Source organism: Massilia niastensis DSM 21313 (assembly GCF_000382345.1).
GTDB classification, from domain to species: Bacteria; Pseudomonadota; Gammaproteobacteria; order Burkholderiales; family Burkholderiaceae_D; genus Telluria; species Telluria niastensis.
On record NZ_KB908206.1, the window covers coordinates 1 to 1,660 of the forward strand.

The following is a 1,660-nucleotide window of genomic DNA, read 5'->3' on the forward strand; positions in this document are numbered from 1 at the left end:
CGGCGTTTGTCAACGTAGTTGTCGCGTCACCTCAAGCTACTTGCTGTAGTGCTTCTGGCCGAATCCGTTCCGGATTCAACCAGACCTGGTCTTCCAGCTTCCAATTCCTCGTGCCGCGCGACCAGCGCCCCGGATTGCTGTTTCTGGCGTCTCGATAGACCTTCTCGCGGCACGCCAGAATCGCCGCATCCTGACCAGTGTGGCGCTGCGCCGGCGTCACGAATTTCAGGCTGCTGTGCTTGTGTTCCTGGTTGTACCAGCGTACGAATTTCTGTGTCCACACCCGCGCTTCATCCAGGCTCCCAAACGGCTTGCTCGGATAGTCCGGGCGATATTTGCAGGTTCGGAACAGCGACTCCGCGTAGGCATTATCGTTGCTCACGCGCGGCCGGCTAAACGACGGCGTCACGCCCAACTGTTCCAGCGTGGCGAGCATGGTGGAACCCTTCATGGCGCTCCCATTGTCCGAATGCAGAACCAGTGGACGGCCCGCCAGCCCTTCGGCCAGGCTGGTCCGGCGCATCAGCAGTGACGCCAGTTCCGCCGATTCCGCCACATGCACTTCATGGCCAACGATCTTGCGGCTGAAGACGTCGAGCACCATGTACCAGTAATAAAACTGACCTTTCACCGCTGCCGGCATCCAGGTGATATCCCAGCTCCAAACCGTGTTCGGACCGGTGGCGCAGTGGCTGGTTGCAGCTCGCTTGGCAGGCTTTTTTGCCCGCCCTCGGTGATGCTGCTGCGCCGCCGCTTTCAACACCCTATAGAAGCTGGACTCGGAGGCGACAAACACGCCCCGGTCGGCCAGCGTCGGCACGATCTGACTGGGTGGCAGGCTGGCAAATTCCTCGCTGTTGGCAACGGCCAGAATCTGGGCGCGCTCGTCCTCGCTCAACTTGTTGGCCGGCGTAGGTCGGATGCTGGTCGTGCGGCTGTCGGCCTTCACGGCATCGTCACCGTCGCACACCCAGCGCTGGAACGTGCGCACACTGATCTCCAACTCGGCGCACGCAGGTTCAAGACGACAGCCTGCCGCTACCGCTTCACGGATCAGCTCTACACATAACAGGCGATCTGGGACGCTGGTCAGTCTTCCTCTTTGTCCCCCCAGATCGCCTGGGCTTTTTTTCGAAGGATCAGCAGCGCCGCCGCTTCGGCCAGCGCTTTCTCCTTGCGTTGCAGGTCCTTCTCCAATTGCCGGATCCGCTTCTTGTCTTCCTTCGACTGCGCCTGCTGGCCACGTGCCTGCTGGGGAGTGTGGGCATTGGCCGACATGCAGGCGGCACGCCATGCAGCGACCTGCTCCGCGAACAGCCCCTTGCGGCGGCAGTATTCCGCCAGCTCGGCCGCATTCAGCGCTGCGGTTTCAAGCACCACCGCGAACTTGTCTTCCGAGGTCCATTCCTCGGCATTTTTCCCACTACCTGGCACCGCTGTTCCTTGATTACGAAGTTGACGGCGCCAAGTATAAAGGGTCTGCTCCGTGATCCCGCTCTCGCGGGCCAGCTCCGACACCGGCCTGTTCTGCGGCGGCATCATCTGCCGCAACAGCGCTTCTTTCCGTTCTGCTGAATACTGCTTCACACGATCTCTCTTGCCCGTCCCCGATATCGTTTTACTTCATCAGGTGACGCGACAACTATTCTGACACCGGGGG

At 60.9% G+C, this 1,660-nt stretch carries 1 protein-coding gene; it reads right to left on the reverse strand.

All coding sequences use genetic code 11. From position 1 onward, the window contains the following. Nucleotides 1-31: 31 nt before the first annotated feature. Nucleotides 32-1,587 (reverse strand): IS3 family transposase gene (locus H162_RS0129665; protein ID WP_229452334.1). Its coding sequence is split into 2 segments (ribosomal slippage): nucleotides 32-1,125 and nucleotides 1,125-1,587, totalling 1,557 coding nucleotides; the frame shifts between segments, so codons are not numbered across the junction. Nucleotides 1,588-1,660: the final 73 nt, after the last annotated feature.